The 15,139-nt window shown below is 68.5% G+C and carries 16 protein-coding genes and 1 tRNA gene; 11 read left to right on the plus strand and 6 right to left on the minus strand.

The annotated features are described in order from the left end of the window. Nucleotides 1–7: 7 nt before the first annotated feature. Together RCH22_RS01725 and RCH22_RS01730 are read left to right on the plus strand one after the other, a co-directional pair. Nucleotides 8–514, plus strand: coding sequence for a DNA alkylation repair protein (locus RCH22_RS01725; RefSeq protein WP_327012598.1), 507 nt, complete (start codon nucleotides 8–10; stop codon nucleotides 512–514). A 5-nt stretch (nucleotides 515–519) separates the two neighbouring features. Further along, the gene (locus tag RCH22_RS01730) at nucleotides 520–804 is read left to right on the plus strand and encodes a DUF3039 domain-containing protein (protein WP_327015431.1); all 285 of its coding nucleotides are present in this window, start codon (nucleotides 520–522) and stop codon (nucleotides 802–804) included. Nucleotides 805–849: 45 nt separating this feature from the next. Here the strand turns inward: RCH22_RS01730 and RCH22_RS01735 are convergent, their stop codons facing one another. Together RCH22_RS01735 and RCH22_RS01740 are read right to left on the minus strand one after the other, a co-directional pair. Continuing rightward, nucleotides 850–2,178: a nicotinate phosphoribosyltransferase gene (locus tag RCH22_RS01735; RefSeq protein WP_327012599.1), complete on the minus strand. Its 1,329-nt coding sequence runs from the start codon at nucleotides 2,176–2,178 to the stop codon at nucleotides 850–852. A 94-nt stretch (nucleotides 2,179–2,272) separates the two neighbouring features. Next, nucleotides 2,273–3,505: a beta-ketoacyl-ACP synthase II gene (locus RCH22_RS01740; RefSeq protein ID WP_327012600.1), complete on the minus strand. Its 1,233-nt coding sequence runs from the start codon at nucleotides 3,503–3,505 to the stop codon at nucleotides 2,273–2,275. A 167-nt stretch (nucleotides 3,506–3,672) separates the two neighbouring features. On the opposite strand from RCH22_RS01740, the gene murI reads away from it, so the two are divergent. The 4 genes from murI to RCH22_RS01760 all read left to right on the plus strand — a co-directional run bounded on the left by murI (nucleotide 3,673) and on the right by RCH22_RS01760 (nucleotide 6,961). Continuing rightward, nucleotides 3,673–4,587: a glutamate racemase gene (murI, locus tag RCH22_RS01745; protein WP_327012601.1), complete on the plus strand. Its 915-nt coding sequence runs from the start codon at nucleotides 3,673–3,675 to the stop codon at nucleotides 4,585–4,587. Continuing rightward, on the plus strand, nucleotides 4,584–5,318 hold the full coding sequence (rph, locus tag RCH22_RS01750) for a ribonuclease PH (protein WP_134445814.1): 735 nt from the start codon (nucleotides 4,584–4,586) through the stop codon (nucleotides 5,316–5,318). Before murI ends, rph begins: the two co-directional genes overlap by 4 nt. An 18-nt stretch (nucleotides 5,319–5,336) precedes the next feature. Then, complete coding sequence (rdgB, locus tag RCH22_RS01755) at nucleotides 5,337–5,924, plus strand: RdgB/HAM1 family non-canonical purine NTP pyrophosphatase (protein WP_327012602.1); 588 nt, start codon at nucleotides 5,337–5,339, stop codon at nucleotides 5,922–5,924. Nucleotides 5,925–6,043: 119 nt separating this feature from the next. Beyond that, nucleotides 6,044–6,961, plus strand: coding sequence for a cation diffusion facilitator family transporter (locus RCH22_RS01760; RefSeq protein WP_327012603.1), 918 nt, complete (start codon nucleotides 6,044–6,046; stop codon nucleotides 6,959–6,961). 118 nt (nucleotides 6,962–7,079) lie between these two features. Here RCH22_RS01760 and RCH22_RS01765 read toward each other — a convergent pair whose 3' ends face one another. The 4 genes from RCH22_RS01765 to RCH22_RS01780 form a co-directional block, all read right to left on the minus strand. Further along, on the minus strand, nucleotides 7,080–7,835 hold the full coding sequence (locus RCH22_RS01765; protein WP_327012604.1) for a VTT domain-containing protein: 756 nt from the start codon (nucleotides 7,833–7,835) through the stop codon (nucleotides 7,080–7,082). Between the two features lie 99 nt (nucleotides 7,836–7,934). Next, nucleotides 7,935–8,633 carry a DedA family protein gene (locus RCH22_RS01770; RefSeq protein ID WP_327012605.1) on the minus strand — a complete coding sequence of 233 codons (699 nt, stop codon included), beginning with the start codon at nucleotides 8,631–8,633 and terminating at the stop codon, nucleotides 7,935–7,937. A 4-nt stretch (nucleotides 8,634–8,637) separates the two neighbouring features. After that, a tRNA-Leu gene (locus RCH22_RS01775) sits at nucleotides 8,638–8,719 on the minus strand. A 44-nt stretch (nucleotides 8,720–8,763) separates the two neighbouring features. Next, entirely contained in the window at nucleotides 8,764–9,678 is a 915-nt protein-coding gene (locus RCH22_RS01780; protein WP_327012606.1) for a LysR family transcriptional regulator, read from the minus strand. 140 nt (nucleotides 9,679–9,818) lie between these two features. Between RCH22_RS01780 and RCH22_RS01785 the strand changes: the two genes are divergently transcribed. From RCH22_RS01785 to RCH22_RS01805, 5 genes are all read left to right on the plus strand, one after another. After that, complete coding sequence (locus tag RCH22_RS01785) at nucleotides 9,819–11,222, plus strand: MFS transporter (RefSeq protein ID WP_327012607.1); 1,404 nt, start codon at nucleotides 9,819–9,821, stop codon at nucleotides 11,220–11,222. Further along, the gene (locus RCH22_RS01790) at nucleotides 11,219–11,989 is read left to right on the plus strand and encodes a 3-hydroxybutyrate dehydrogenase (RefSeq protein ID WP_327012608.1); all 771 of its coding nucleotides are present in this window, start codon (nucleotides 11,219–11,221) and stop codon (nucleotides 11,987–11,989) included. The genes RCH22_RS01785 and RCH22_RS01790 overlap by 4 nt, the downstream gene beginning before the upstream one ends. Nucleotides 11,990–12,080: 91 nt before the next feature. Beyond that, entirely contained in the window at nucleotides 12,081–13,310 is a 1,230-nt protein-coding gene (locus RCH22_RS01795) for an ATPase, T2SS/T4P/T4SS family (protein WP_327012609.1), read from the plus strand. Next, nucleotides 13,307–14,215: a type II secretion system F family protein gene (locus tag RCH22_RS01800; RefSeq protein WP_327012610.1), complete on the plus strand. Its 909-nt coding sequence runs from the start codon at nucleotides 13,307–13,309 to the stop codon at nucleotides 14,213–14,215. Before RCH22_RS01795 ends, RCH22_RS01800 begins: the two co-directional genes overlap by 4 nt. Continuing rightward, on the plus strand, nucleotides 14,203–15,129 hold the full coding sequence (locus RCH22_RS01805; RefSeq protein ID WP_327012611.1) for a type II secretion system F family protein: 927 nt from the start codon (nucleotides 14,203–14,205) through the stop codon (nucleotides 15,127–15,129). Before RCH22_RS01800 ends, RCH22_RS01805 begins: the two co-directional genes overlap by 13 nt. The last annotated feature ends 10 nt before the right edge of the window (nucleotides 15,130–15,139 follow it).

Raw genomic sequence — 15,139 nt, forward strand, 5'->3', positions numbered from 1 at the left:
CCCGTCGGTGAGCGCCGCCTGCGATTTCGTCGATACCACCCTGCGCAACGAGGGGGACGAACAGCGGGCCCAGGCGGAGAAGACCAGACTCGGAAGCGACCTGGACTTTTACGGGGCGACGGTCGGGGCGATCCGGGGCACAATCCGGGACGCTGCACGGCGGTACCCGGGGCTGACGCATGACGAGGTCACGGCGCTCAGCACGGAGCTGTGGGACGTTCCCGTCTTCGAGCGCCGGTTCGCCGCCGTCGTCCTGCTGCAGTCGAACGTCGCACTGCTGACCAACACCGACCTCACCCGGATCGAAGGCTTCCTCCGCGACGCCCGGCTGGCCGCGCTCGCGGATCCGCTCGCCCGTGATGTCACCCGCCCCCTCATCGGACGGCTCTCCGGACTCCCTCGCACCAGGGCGGATGCCGCCATCGAGCGCTGGGCGCGCGATCAGGACCCGTGGCTCCGCCGCACCGCCGCCCTCGTGAGGGAAGCCGGACGCTGCCTAGAATGGGACCCATGATCAGAATGATTCGCGCCAGCATCGCCGAACCGGGCAACCCCGGCCAGCCGGGCGGCGGTACGTCCACGCTCGACCGCGAGCTCGAGGAACTGCTCAACACCGAGCAGATCGAACCGGGCGACCACGAGCGGTTCTCCCACTACGTGCCCAAAGACAAGATCCTCGAGAGCGCCATCTCCGGCAAGCCGGTCAAGGCACTGTGCGGGAAGATGTGGATTCCGGGTCGCGACCCGGAGAAGTTCCCGATCTGCCCGACCTGTAAAGAGATCTACGACACGATGAAGAAGTAGCGTTCACCCCGACCGGTCCACCCCTTCCCGTCTACCCGTTCCCGTCTATCCTTGCTCGTAGATCGTCGGGATGACGGGCTCCCCGCGTCCGAGGCGGAAGGCCTCGATCGGCAGCTCACGCATCACAGAGGCATGGTGCAGTCTCGCGCGTTCCGTGCCGGCCGCCCCGAGGTGGCTTTCGTCGATCACACCGTCTGTGACGAGCGGGACGAGCAGTACCCGGTCCCGCCCGGATTCCTCCGCGGGCTCCGCCGAGTCTGCGGGGTCGCCGCCGAGCAGGACGACCTCGGCGCGGGCCGTTCCGCTCGCGTCGAGACGTCGCACGGCCCGCTTGAGGCCCCCGACCGAGACCTTGGCCGCGGATGTCTTTGCGACGGATACCCACTCGCCGGCGTCGTTGCGGTGCGCGACGAGCTTGTAGACCATCCCGGCGGCGGGGGCACCAGAGCCCGTGACGAGGGAGGTGCCGACGCCGAACGCGTCGACGGGAGACGCCGACAATGCGGCGATCGAATACTCGTCGAGGTCGCTTGTTACCGTGATGTGGGTGTTGACCGCGCCGAGCGAGTCGAGCTGGGCGCGCGCGCCGGCGACGACGGTCGGGAGGTCCCCTGAGTCGATCCGGATCGACCCGAGCCCGGTCCCGGCGACCGCGACGGCCCTGTCGATTCCGGCCTGGATGTTGTAGGTGTCGACGAGCAGGGTCGTCGAGGAGCCGAACGCCGCGACCTGGGCTTCGAAGGCATCCGCTTCGCTGTCGTGCAGGAGCGTGAAGGAATGGGCCGCCGTACCCATCGTGGGGATGCCCCAGCTGCGCCCGGCCTCGAGATTGCTCGTGGACGCGAACCCGGCGATGTACGCCGCGCGGGCGGCGGCGACTGCGGCGTACTCGCTCGTGCGGCGAGAGCCCATCTCGGCGATCGGCCGGCCGAGGCTCACCGAGACCATGCGCGCGGCCGCGCTCGCGACGGCGCTGTCGTAGTTGAGCACGCTCAACACCAGGGTTTCGAGCACGACGGCGTCGGCGAAGCTACCCTCGACGGAGAACAAGGGAGAGCCGGGGAAGTACGCCTCGCCCTCCTGGTAGCCCCAGATGTTGCCGCGGAAGGCGTAGTCGGCGAGCCAGTCGAGGGTGGGCGTGCGCACGACGTGGTTGTCGCGCAGCCAGGTGAGCTCTTCCGTCGTGAATCGGAAGTCCCGGATGAGCTCGAGCAGGCGCCCCGTGCCCGCGACGATGCCGTAGCGGCGCCCATCCGGCAGCCGCCTGGCGAACGCCTCGAAGAGGCACTCCCGGTCTGCGGTGCCGCTCTGGATGGCGGCGTCCACCATCGTGAGCTCGTATCGGTCGGTGCGGAACGCGGAGGATTCAGTCACCCGGCCAGCCTATTCCTCCGGCGGGGTTGCCCCAGCGGACGGGCGGCGGCCGGCGTTCCCAGCCTGCCGCGGCCTGCGCCTGGTCGTGCTCTCCCTACAGCGCGCCGAACGCGACGATGCAGTTCTGGCCGCCGAAGCCGAAGGCGTTCGCGAGGGCGTAGCGCACGGGCCGCTCACGGGCCACGAGCGGCACGTAGTCGAGCGTGCAGTCGGGGTCCGGCGTCGTGTAGTTGATCGTCGGGGGGATGATGCCCGTCTTGATGCTCAGCGCACAGAGCAGTCCGGACAGCGCCCCGGCCGCACCGATCATGTGGCCGGTCATCGACTTGGGCGCCGTGACGGCGATGCGGTCGGCGGCGTGCCCGAGCGCCCGTCGGATTGCGGAGGTCTCGGCGCGGTCGTTGGCCTGCGTCGAGGTGCCGTGCGCGCAGATCACGTCGATGTCGCTCGGGTTGAGCTTCGCCTTCGTGAGTGCCTTCGTCATCGCGGCGCTCGCATACTGTCCGGTGGGGTCAGGGGCGACGATGCTGAAGCCGTCGCTCGTGAGGGCCCCGCCGAGTACCTCGGCGTAGACCTTCGCTCCGCGTGCCCTGGCGTGGGAGAGGAGTTCCATCACGAAGATGACGGCGCCCTCGCCGAAGACAAGTCCGCTCCGGTCGGCGTCGAAGGGGCGGCTTGCCTCGGCGGGCGAGTCGTTGTGGGTGGATGCCGCGTGCATCGCATTGAGGCCGGCGAACATCACCGGGGTGATCGCCGCTTCGACGCCACCGGCGATGACGACGTCCGCGTCGCCCATCATGAGCATCGTGCGTGCCTCGAGGAGGGCGTATGCGCCGCTCGCACAGGCGAGCGCGCTCGCGTTGACCGGGCCGTGCACGCCGAGGTCGATCGCGACCTCGCATGCGGCCATGTTGAGCAGGGAGGAGGGTACGAAGCGCGGCGGGATCCGGCGTGAGCCGCCAGAGTTGACGAGTTCCGTCGCCTCCTGGATCTCTGCATATCCCGACACGGCGCTGTTGACGACGACGGCGGTGTCGATGCCTTCCATGGATCCGCCGAATCCGGCGTCCTGGACGGCTTCGCGTGCCGCTGCAATGGCCAGTTGTGATGCACGTGTGGCCCGCTTGGCCTGCTTGAAGGGCATCCGCTCTGAGGCGATGAAGTTCTTGACCTCGCCCGCGATGCGGGTGGGCAATCCGGAGGGGTCGAACTGGGTGATGCGTGCGACGCCGCTGCGACCGTTCGTGAGGCCGGACCAGGTCTCCCGCCAGGTGTTGCCCAGGGGCGTGAGAGCGCCCAACCCGGTGATTACGACTCGGTCAATCATGACGATCATCTCCTCGACGGCGAATCTGACGCCGTCCTGCGCGGCGACCGTCGGTTGGCGGGAACCCTCTTTCGAGTGTAGTTACGGCCATATTCCCGGCGTGGTACACGCGGGCGCCCGCACGGCCTCGGAGCCTCGGTCAGCCGGGCCGACTAAGCTCGATTGTCGTGACGGATGCACCCATAGGAATTTTCGATTCTGGCGTCGGCGGTTTGACCGTCGCTCGGGCGATCAAGGACCAGCTGCCCAACGAGTCGATTCTGTACATCGGAGACACGGCCAATTCGCCGTACGGGCCGAAAAAGATCGCCGACGTCCGCGGCTTCGCACTCAAGGTTCTCGACGACCTCGTGGCCCAGGACGTGAAGATGCTGGTAATTGCCTGCAACACCGCGTCGGCCGCTGTGCTCCGCGATGCGCGGGAACGTTACAGCGTCCCGGTCGTCGAGGTCATCCAGCCCGCCGTGCGACGCGCGGTCGGCACGACCCGCAATAACAGGGTCGGTGTGATCGGCACGATCGGCACCGTGAATTCACGGGCATACGAGGACGCCTTCGCGGCAGCGACGAACATCAGGCTCTTCACCAGGGCCTGCCCCCGATTCGTGGAATTCGTCGAAGCCGGCGTCACGACCGGCGACGAGGTGCTCGCCGTCGCGGAGGAATACCTCGCCCCCCTGCGCGCTGCGGACATCGACACCCTCGTGCTGGGCTGCACGCACTACCCGTTCCTGCGCGGTGCGATCTCGTACGTGATGGGCGACGCCGTCTCGATTGTCTCGAGCGACACCGAGACCGCGAACGATGTCTACCGGATCCTCGTCGGGCAGGGCCTCGCCCGCACCGAGAAGGCGCCGCCGAGTTACCGGTACGAGGCGACGGGCAACAGCGCCGAGGACTTCCTCGACCTAGCCCACCGCCTGGCCGGCCCGGAGGTCTCGACCGTCGACCTCGTCGAGACCGGCGTCTTCAGCCTCAGCGAGCTCGTCGAGTTCGCAGCAACCCACCCCAATTCCGAGCACAACCACGCAGCGTCCCTTCTCCACCCGAGGGATGCCCGGCACACCAAGGAGACCTCATGACCGACATCGTGCGCGCAGACGGCCGGGCCATCGACGAACTACGGCCGGTCACGATCGAACGCGGCTGGAGCGACCAGGCCGAAGGGTCCGCGCTCATCTCGTGCGGGCGCACGAAGGTGCTCTGCACCGCGTCGTTCACCAACGGTGTCCCGCGCTGGATGAGCGGCAAGGGCAAGGGCTGGGTCACGGCGGAATACGCGATGCTCCCGCGTTCCACGAACGAGCGGATGGCCCGCGAGGCGGTCAAGGGCAAGATCGGCGGCCGAACGCACGAGATCAGCCGTCTTGTCGGCCGCAGCCTCCGCGCGGTCGTCGACATGAAGGCGCTCGGCGAGAACACCATCGTGATCGACTGCGATGTGCTCCAGGCCGACGGCGGTACCCGTACCGCAGCGATTACCGGAGCCTATGTCGCACTCTTCGACGCGCTCGAGTGGGGTCGGCAGCAGAAGTTCATCGGCCAGAAGGCGCAGCCCCTCACCGACAGCGTCGCCGCGATCTCCGTCGGCATCATCAAGGGCGTTCCCATGCTCGACCTCGCATATACCGAGGACTCGAGTGCCGAGACAGACATGAACGTCGTCGTCACCGGCCGAGGCTCCTTCGTCGAGGTGCAGGGCACGGCGGAGGGCGCCCCCTTCGATCGTGCGGAGCTGAACTCGCTGCTCGACCTCGCCCTCGCAGGGACCGTCACCCTGACGGAACTGCAGAACGCCGCCCTCGGGCGCTGACGGAAGGGCGCTGACACCATGCGGCTCGTACTGGCCACCCACAACGCGCACAAGGTCGACGAGTTGCGTCGCATTCTCGCGCCGCAGCTCCCGGGCGTCGACGTGCTCGCGTACGACGGCCCTGAACCCGTCGAAGACGGCACGACCTTCGCCGAGAACGCCCTGATCAAAGCTCGCGCAGCCGCGGCACACACCGGCCTGCCCGCTATTGCGGACGACTCGGGTATCTGCGTCGACATCCTCGGCGGCGCGCCGGGCATCTTCTCCGCACGTTGGTCGGGCGCGGCCAGGAATTCCGGCGAAAACCTGCGTCTGCTGCTCTGGCAGCTCGGGGACGTGCCGGAGGAACATCGCACCGCGCACTTCACCTGCGTCGCCGCCCTGGCGCTGCCGGACGGTACCGAACGGGTCGTGACGGGGGAGTGGCCCGGCCGGATCCTGACCGAGGCCGCGGGAGGCGGCGGCTTCGGCTACGACCCGATCTTCCTCCCGGACGGTTACGCGATCTCGGCGGCGGAGCTGACGGCATCCGTCAAGAATCGCGACAGCCACCGGGCGCGCGCCTTCGACGGGCTCGTCCCGGTGCTGCGGGAGCTGCTCGGCTGATCCGGCACCGGCACCGGTCTCGATACCGGCGGAGGCGCCGCTCCGGCCCTGATAACGGCTCTCATTCCCAACTGGGCGCTGAACTGGCGACGCGCCCCGGCACCGCCTAGCGTGGAGGCATGGGCCACGATCACGCGCACGGGCAGGCATCCGCCACCAATCGCACCCGATTGTCCTTCGCGATCGGGATCGTCGCCCTCGTGCTCCTCGTCGAGGTCGCAGGCGCCTGGCTGACCGGGTCGCTTGCCCTGCTCGCGGATGCCGGGCACATGTTCTCGGACCTTGCCGGCCTGATCATCGCCCTCATCTCCACCGTCGTGGCCGCCCGACCGGCGACCGACCGGCAGACGTTCGGCTACCAGCGCGCCGAAGTGTTCGGCGCGCTCATCAATGGGCTTATTCTTCTCGGCGTCGCCGTGTCCGTCGTGATCGGCGCGGTTTCCCGGCTGCTCGGGCCCGGCGAGGGCCACGTGCAGGCGGGACCGATGCTCTGGGTCGCCGTGATCGGCCTCGTCGCGAACCTCGCCGCGCTGTTCCTGCTGCGCCCTGCTGCCGGCTCCTCGATCAACATGCGTGGCGCCTACCTCGAGGTGCTCGGCGACACTCTCGGCTCCGTTGCGGTCATCGTCGCGGCCGGGGTCATCCTCACCACCGGTTTCGAGCAGGCGGACTCGATTGCGTCCCTGCTGATCGCGGCCATGATCGTGCCACGCTGCTTCACCCTGCTCAGGGACGTCGTACGGGTGCTCAGCGAATCGGTGCCCGTCGACACCGACGTCGCAGAGATCCGCAGGCACCTCCTCGAAACGCCGGGGGTCGCAGCGGTGCACGACGTGCACGTCTGGGCGATCACGTCCGGCGCGCACGTGTTCAGTGCGCACGTCGTCGTCGAACCCGCCGTGCTGCAGTCCGGCGGCTCAGGGGCGCTGCTCGACGCCCTCTCGGAGTGCCTCAGCACCCACTTCGATGTCGAGCACTCCACGTTCCAGCTCGAGCCGGCCGAGCATGCCGATCACGAGGACTTCCCGCACCGCTGACCCCGACCCGGGTGCCGCGCATCCGCCACTGTCACCGGTATGTACAAGAGTGCCCGTTGCACATGCAACACGTGTCCGTACCGGCAACGGTTCTGCTCAGGTGAGGGTGGCGCCGCGGCTAGTCGTCGTGCTTGGGGTGGCCGGTGAAGACATCCGCGTCGAGAACGAGGCTGCCGGTGTCGGTCGTCGCCGGCGCGGCCGCGGCGAGCGCCTTGGCCTTCTTCGCCTTGCGTGAGGACTGCACGTAGTGGAACGCGGTGGGGATGAGCGTGCCGAGCACGGCCGCGATCAGGATCAGGTCGATGTAGTGCGTGACGAAGTCGGCGACCGGCGGGATGTACCCCAGGAAGTACCCGGCGAAGGTGAGGCCGGCGCCCCAGATCATGGCGCCGACGAGGTTGTACAGGGAATACTTGCGGTAGTTCATGTGGCCGACGCCGGCGGCGACGGGTGCGAACGTTCGCACGATCGGCACGAAGCGTGCGATGATCACGGCGAAGCCGCCGAATCGTTCGAAGAAACCGTTGGTGCGCTGCACGTTCTCGACGCTGAACAGGCCGGATTCCTTGCGTTCGAAGACGCGCGGGCCGAGTTTGTGGCCGATCAGATAGCCGGCCTCGCCGCCGAGGAACGCCGCGAAGCCGATGGCGAGTGCCACCCACCAGATGTTGATGTGGATGACGCCCGCGAAGGTGAGGAGGCCGGAGATGACGAGGAGGGTGTCGCCGGGCAGCAGGAAGCCGACGAGAAGGCCGGTTTCGGCGAAGATGATCGCGCACACTCCCAGCAGGGCCCAGGGACCGAACCCGTCGATGAGGTTTACCGGGTCAAGCCACGGGATGAGTCCGGCGTGGTTGAGAGCAGTGTTGAGCACGAAGATGACTCCAGTCGGTGGTGGCCATGGCGACCGCACGGTGATGAGCAGGGATGGTCTGTTACAGGCTAGCGCTAATCGGAGGCTGAAACCCGTGAATTACCCGGCTGCGGGGTCGTCGGCCGGGGTATCGGCCGGGCCGCCTGGTCGGCCGCCGCCGGCCGCGTCTCGGCGGCCTTCGGCGCGGTCGGCGAGCCAGGTGCGGCCCCCGAAGAAGATGGATGCCGCGATGAAGACCCCGGCGATGACGTACGCGGCGATCTTCACGCCGGGCAGGCTCGCCGCGAAGTATCCCGTCAGGGTGAGCCCGACGCCCCAGGCGAGTGCGCCGACGAGGTTACTGGAGAGGAACCGGTAGTAGTTCATCCGGCCGACCCCTGCGATGACGGGTACGAAGACGCGCGCCCAGAGCATGAACCGGGCGATCACGACCGACCACCAGCCGTACGTGCGGTAGAAGGCCTCGGTCTTCACGATGGCAGCGCGGCTACGGCGGCCGCCGCGGCGATCGAGGTAGCCGCGACCGAAATGCCTCCCGAGCAGGAATCCGACCTGGTCGCCGAGGAATGCGGCGATGCCGGTTCCGATCATCAGCACGACGATGTCCACGTTCGCCGCCGATGCCGCGACGAGCCCAGACCCGAACAGGAGCGAATCCCCGGTGATGAACGGGACGAAGACTCCGAGGAATACCGCGGTCCCTGCGAAGACGAGGGCCCAGACGAGCAGGTAGAACCCGATGACGCCCGTGTTCGCGAGCACATCGGTCAGTTGGCCGTCGAGGGCCGATGTGCTCATCAGGTGCGGGAGAGGGGACTTGAACCCCCACGCTCGAAAGCACAGGAACCTAAATCCTGCGTGTCTGCCAATTTCACCACTCCCGCTTGTGCCGTTCCAGTGTAGCCAGATCGTCTGGTCAGCCTGCCCCTCAGCGGCCCTGCAGGGCATGGGTGAATGCTGCGGTTCGGGCACGGAGGGCGTCGACGACGGCGGCGACGGCGGGCTGGTGCAGGGACTCGGGACGGAGCACCATCCAGTACGGCAGTTCCTCCTTGAACCTGTCCGGCAGGAGGCGCACGAGGTCCGGGTGCTGGTCGGCCATGAAACACGGCAGGAAGCCGATCCCTGCTCCCGCCCTGGTCGCTTCGACGTGCACGAACACGTTGGTCGAACTCAGCGAGGGGCGCATCGACGGCGCCTGCCGCCTGGGGGCATCGAGATCGTCGACGAGCAGCATCGAATCGACGAAGTAGACGAGCGGATGCTCGGTGAGCTCGGCAACGCTCACGGGCGTGCCGTTCTCGGCCAGGTAGTCCCGCGACGCGTACATGCCCAGGACATAGTGTCCGAGCAGGATCGCTTCCGCCCGGTGCACCTGAGGCTCTCCGACGACGACCTCGATGTCGAGTCCCGACCGGTGCTGGAGCGCGCGCCGCGTCACCGTGACGATCTCGACCCGCAGGCCGGGATGCCGGCGCTGCAGCGCGGCGACCGCCGGCGTTGCGATGTATGCGCTGAAGCCATCCGTCGCCGAGAGCCGCACGACGCCGGAGAGCTGAGCGGCCCGCCCGGGAGGGCCGCTGAGCAGGGAGACGGCGGCCTCGACGTTTTCCGCGGCGTTGACCGCGCGGGCGCCGAGTTCCGTGAGCTCCCAGCCGCCGACCGTGCGGGACAGCACCCGGCCGTCGAGTGCCTTCTCGAGGGCCGCGATGCGGCGCGAGACCGTGGTGTGATTGAGGCCGAGGCTTTCCGCCGCGGTCACGAAACGGCCGCTGCGTGCGACCGCGAGCAGCACGAGGAGGTCGTTGGCGTTCGGCGGCAGGGTGGGGCGGGGTCCGGTCATATCTGCAATTATGCACACGCGGAGTTCGGAAGTGGTCATGGCCGCAGAGCCGATGGGCGGCAATACTCGGTGGAGCCAGGGCGGCGACCCGCCCCCGGCATCCAGCGACAGTGTCAGCGAAGACACCGAAGGAGACAGACATGAGCGTCAACGAACGCATCACTGCCGACAGCCCCGGAGGCGCGGGATCCCGCGACAACCGGGAAGAGACCTCCGGCCTCAGGAAGATCGTGGCCGCCTCGATGGTCGGCACGGTCGTCGAATGGTACGAATTCTTCCTCTATGCGACCGCGGCGAGCCTCGTCTTCGGTAAGTTCTTCTTCCCGAACGCGGGCAGCGAACTCGACGGGATCATCGCCGCGTTCCTCACCTACGCGGTCGGCTTCATCGCCCGGCCGCTCGGAGGCATCGTCTTCGGCCAGATCGGCGATCGCCTCGGCCGCAAGCACACCCTGCAGGTCACGATCATCCTCGTCGGGGCCGCGACCTTCCTGATGGGCTGCCTGCCCGGCTACGACACGATCGGATACTGGGCGCCCGCGCTGCTCGTGGCACTCCGCTTCATCCAGGGCTTCGCGGTCGGCGGGGAATGGGGCGGGGCCGTGCTGCTCGTCGCCGAGCACAGCCCGGACAAGTCCCGTGGCTTCTGGGCGAGCTGGCCGCAGGCCGCCGTCCCGGTGGGCAACCTGCTCGCGACCCTCGTGCTGCTCACCATGTCGTGGATCCTGCCTGCGGAGCAATTCCTCGGCTGGGGCTGGCGGGTCGCCTTCTGGCTGTCCGCGATCATCGTGGTGATCGGCTACTACATCCGCACCCATGTCAGCGAAGCGCCTATCTTCCTCGAGGCCCGCGCCCAGGTCGAGGCAGAGAAGGCCATCAGTTACGGCGTGATGGAGGTCGTCCGCAAGTATCCGCGCGGCATCCTCGGCGCGATGGGCCTGCGGTTCGCCGAGAACATCCTTTATTACACGATCGTGAGCTTCTCGATCGTGTACCTCGTCACCGTGCACAAATACAACACCAGCCAGCTGCTCCTGGCCCTGCTGATCGCCCACGTTGTGCACTTCCTCGTGATCCCGCAGGTCGGCCGGCTCTCCGACCGCTTCGGCCGCAAACCGATCTACCTCACCGGTGCAATTCTCGGGGCCAGCTGGGCGTTCTTCGCCTTCCCGATGTTCGACACCCTCAACCCGGTCGTCATCGTCGCCGCGATCACGATCGGGCTGTGTTTCCACGCCTTCATGTACGCCGGGCAGCCGGCGATCATGGCCGAGATGTTCCCGACCCGGATGCGATACTCCGGCGTCTCCCTCGGCTACCAGGTCACGTCGATCCTCGCCGGCTCGCTCGCGCCCATCATCGCGACGGCGCTGCTCCAGCAGTACAAGTCCTGGCTGCCGGTCGCGTTCTACCTCGTGATCGCCAGCGCGATCACGGTCGTCGCCGTTGTGACGCTCAAGGAGACCAACGGCATCTCGCTCCGCGACGTCGACGCAGCGGATGCCGCCAGGCACGGCCTCGAACCGGCCCCGGCGCTGCGTTGACCGCGGAACAGTCCCTCGCAGGGAGGCGCGCCCTCGTCACCGGGGGGGCGAGCGGCATCGGCGAGGCCGTCGTGCGCTCCCTCGCTGCCCGCGGAGCCCACGTCACGGTCGCCGACATCGACGCGGCGAGTGCTTCGGCGCTCGCCGCGGAGGTGAACGGTTTGACGTGGGTCGTCGACCTCGCCGACACTCCGGCCCTGACGGACGCCCGGCTCGCGGACGTTCTGGGCGACGTGGACATCCTCGTGAACAACGCGGGGATCCAGCGCATCAACCCGATCCCCGACTTCGACCCCGCCGATTTCCGGCTGATCCTCGCCCTCATGCTCGAGGCCCCGTTCCTGCTGATCCGTGCGGCGCTCCCGGGGATGTACAAACGCGGTTTCGGACGGGTGGTCAACGTCACCTCGGTGCACGGCATCCGTGCGTCGCCGTTCAAGGCCGCATACGTCTCGGCGAAGCACGGGCTCGAGGGGCTCTCGAAGGTGACCGCCCTCGAGGGCGGTCACCACGGTGTCACGAGCAACTGCGTGAGCCCCGGTTACGTGCGCACGCCGATGGTCGAGAAGCAGATCGCCGACCAGGCCGTCGTGCATGGTATTCCGGAGGCGGAGGTGCTCAGCCGGATCATGCTCACCGAGAGCGCGGTCAAGCGCCTCGTCGAGCCGGCGGAGGTCGGCTCGCTCGTGGCCTGGCTCGCCTCGGCGGACGCGGCAATGGTCACCGGCTCGAGCTACGGCATGGACGGCGGCTGGTCGGCCCGCTGATCCGACTGGCCCATTCCGGTGTGCGGCCCGGGACGGCGGCAGCCTGTGGATAACTTCAACGGGGATCCGGCCGTCCGGGCACACTGTCGGCATGAGCGAAGCCGTGCGCATCATCACTGAGCAGGTGCGCTCACGGGTGCGCCGTGACGGCGTCGACCTCGCCTCCGACGAGAACCTCGCCGGGCGATACGTGCGCGACGAGCTCCAGCGCTACAGCGAGCGGGCGCTCGGCGGGGCGCATCCGCTCATCTCCGACGAACATCAGGCGGCCAGGGAAGTCGTCGCTTCGCTGACCGGGTTCGGGGCGCTTCAGCCGCTCCTCGACGATCCGGAGATCGAGGAGATCTGGATCAATGGGCCTTCCCTGGTGTTCGTCGCGCGGGACGGCGTACCCGAACTCACCGACATGGTGCTCACCGCACGGGAGGTGCGCGACCTCGTCGAGCGGATGCTGCAGGCCTCCGGCCGTCGTGTCGACCTGAGTTCACCGTTCGTCGACGCGTCCCTGCCGGACGGTTCGCGGCTTCACGTCGTGATTCCCGACATCACGCGGGAGTGGTCGGTCAACATCCGGAAGTTCACCCGGCGCATCCGCGACCTGAACCAGCTCGTCGGCCTCGGCTCGCTCACCCAGCAGGCCTCGGAGTTCCTGCGGATGTGCGTGCTCGCCGGGCAGAACATCCTCGTGTCGGGAGCCACGCAGACCGGGAAGACCACGATGCTGAACGCCCTGCTGTCGGCGACCCGGCGCAACGAACGCATCGTGACGGTCGAGGAGACCTTCGAACTCGACCTGTCCGCCCGCGACGTCGTGTCGATGCAGTGCCGGCAGCCGAGCCTCGAGGGTCGTGGCGAGATCACCCTGCGGCGACTGATCAAGGAGTCATTGCGGATGCGCCCCGACCGCCTCGTCGTCGGCGAGGTTCGGGAGGCCGAGAGTCTCGACCTCCTCATCGCCCTCAACAGCGGCTTGCCGGGGATGTGCTCCATCCACGCGAACAGCGCGAGGGACGCCCTCGCCAAGCTCTGCACGCTGCCGTTGCTCGCGGGCCGAAATATCGACTCCGCGTTTGTGCTGCCGACCGTCGCCGGGTGCATCGACATCGTCGTGCACTGCGAGATCGACCGGCACGGGCATCGGCGGGTGACCGAGATCCTCGCGGTCAGCGGACGGCTCGCCGGCACCGTGATCGAGGCGAGCCCGATCTTCCTCGCCGACCGGGGCGGGCTCACGCCGACGGGTGGCCACCCTGGCAAGCTGGCCAAGTTCCGGGCGGTGGGGCTCGACCCCGCGATCGTGCTGCGGGCGGACCGCGCATGAGGCTCCTACTGGGCTGCCTCCTCGGCGCCGGCCTGCTGCTCATGGCCGCGCCATTCCTCTGGCCGCGGCGCCGGGTGACGGCGGGCGCACAGGATTCACCCCCGAACCCGGCGGACGGCGCAACCGGACGGCCCCACCCGCGCGGCCCTGCGACCCTGCGCGGGTCCCTTGCCCTTGCCGGCCTCGGCTCGCTGCCGCTCCCGGCGTTCACGGCGATTTCGCTCCTGCTGGGCCTGGCCTGCGCTGCCCTCGCCCAGGCGCTGATCGGAGTCAGGGCGCTCGCCCTCGTCGCCGGCGTTGTCTGCACCCTGGTGCCGACAGCGATCGTGCTCTGGCGGGCCCGCGAGCGACGGCGCTCCCACCGTACAGTCTGGCCGGACGTCGTCGACCACCTGGTTTCGGGCGTGCGCTCCGGCCTCGCCTTGCCCGACAGCATCAGTACGCTCGCCGAATCCGGGCCGGTGCCGACGAGGGCCGCCTTCGCCGACTTCGCCCGCGACTACCGCGCGACCGGGAGTTTCGGTTACTCCGTCGACCGGCTCAAGGCCGGCCTTGCCGATCCGGTGGCCGACCGCATTCTGGAGACCCTCCGGATGGCCAGGGAGGTCGGGGGAAGTGACCTCACCCTCGTGCTCCGTGACCTCGCGGCCTGGCTGCGGCAGGATGCCGCGATTCGGGCGGAGGTCGAAGCCCGCCAGTCCTGGGTCGTCAACGCCGCCAGGCTCGGCGTCGCTGCACCCTGGATCGTGCTCCTGCTGTTGTCCTCCCGGCCGGAGGGAGCGGTCGCGTACAACACCGGCAGTGGGGTTGCCGTGATCGTCTCCGGGCTTGCGGTGTCGGTGATCGCGTACCGCCTGATGGTACTCATCGGCCGCCTGCCCGAGGAACGCCGGTGGTTCCGGTGAGCGCCCCGCTCGCGTGGGGTGTGTTCTTCGGCGCGGTGCTCGGTATCGGGCTCTGGTCGCTGGTGAGCGTCTTCCCCCGGCTCAGCCGGCCACGGCTGGCCGATCGGTTGGCCCCGTACATCCTGGACGTGTCGCATGAGGCCCGCGCGTTCGTCGGGCGCACCACCGTCGATCCGATCCCGGTGCTCGGCACCCTGTTCGTGCCGGTCTTCGGGCGGCTGCGAAGCGGTCTCGCGGCTCTCCTCGGCGGTTCCGAAACCGTCGAACGGCGGCTTCGGCAATCGGGGTCCCGCCGAAGCCTCGACGAGTTCCGGTCCCAGCAGCTCGTCTGCGCACTCCTGTCCCTGGCCGCCGGCCTCTTCGCGGTCGTGTTCGTCCCCGCCCTGCACGCCCTCCCGGTGCTGGCGGCCGCCGCGATCCCCGTGCTCGTCGGGCTCGGCGGTGCCTTGGTCTGGGATGGGCTCCTGCGCCGAGCCGCACTCGGCCGACTCGCGAGGATGCGCGGCGAGCTGCCGACCATCCTCGAGTTCCTCACCCTGTCCCTGTCGGCCGGGGAAGGCATCCTCGATGCGTTGGCCAGGGTGTCCCGCACGAGCGCGGGGGAGCTGTCCCGCGAATTCGCCGGCGTCGTCGCGGAGGTGCACTCCGGGATCCCCCTCGTCGAGGCCCTCCGGTCACTGGACAGGTCCCTGCAACTGACGGCGTTGACCCGCTTCGTCGACCAGATCGGCGGTGCACTCGACCGCGGCACCCCGCTCGCCGAGGTGCTGCGCGCCCAGGCGCAGGACGCCCGCGAGGAGGCCAAGCGGGAGCTCCTCGAGGTGGCGGGCAAGAAGGAGGTCGCGATGCTCGTGCCGACCAGAAGCAAATTGTTGTTAACGCCGACCGAAAATAGGGCCAGTATCGCCGATTGAAAACAGGGCC

The organism is Cryobacterium sp. GrIS_2_6, assembly GCF_035984545.1.
GTDB lineage: Bacteria > Actinomycetota > Actinomycetes > Actinomycetales > Microbacteriaceae > Cryobacterium.